The organism is Enterobacter cloacae complex sp. P14RS, assembly GCF_014895895.1.
Classification (GTDB): Bacteria; Pseudomonadota; Gammaproteobacteria; order Enterobacterales; family Enterobacteriaceae; genus Enterobacter; species Enterobacter bugandensis.
The window spans coordinates 1-727 of sequence record NZ_JADBQM010000052.1 but is presented as its reverse complement, the minus strand read 5'-3'; the positions used below and the strand labels follow the sequence as shown (position 1 = coordinate 727).

The 727-nt window shown below is 27.1% G+C and carries 1 protein-coding gene; it reads left to right on the top strand.

The genetic code is table 11. From position 1 onward, the window contains the following. On the top strand, window positions 1-701 hold a 701-nt coding region (locus IM295_RS22965; RefSeq protein ID WP_193067371.1), incomplete at its 5' end, for a hypothetical protein. Window positions 702-727: the final 26 nt, after the last annotated feature.

Below are 727 nucleotides of genomic sequence, written 5' to 3'. Positions count from 1 at the left end.
AATGTGGTACTATACTATATATCTCAATAAATAAAGATATTGCAATTGAGAACACCCTTTCACATGAAGAAATTAATATTGATGTACTGAGGAACTTTTTCTTCTCCAAAATTAAAGAACAAGATTCTGTTTATACCGACCTACCTGATACTTATAAACGAGAACACATAGAAACCGATATTAAAATAGACGAGAATATTTCTACCTTTTGCAATATAAAAACATTAGAATCAATCAATCTCTTTTTTAACCCTAAAGTCATTTGTAATAAAGACAAAAATGAAAATATTGAAACATCAATCAATCTTATAAATAAAATTAAGAATAAAATAACAAGCAACATGCACATAGAATTATCGATACCAAGTGTAGACTATTTAATCACTGACTTTACCATTGATCTAGAGTATTCTATAAATGCAAAGAAATACTCAAAGCATGCATTAATGAGAAACCAAACCATAGATTACGAGCTGATTTCCGACTCAATCTCATATGCTAAAACATCAACAGACATTGATAGTTCATATTATAACAATCATATTGCTGAATATCGGAATGAGTTATATTTCAACAGTCTAATATCATCCATTTATGCTTCATCGACTTTAACTCCTGAAATAAAAATAAGAATATGTAATAATGATCTTTTTAGCCTGGTTTCAGACATAGGTAAAAACATTAGAAATAGTAATATATAAAAAATACTAAAAATGAAGAAGATTTT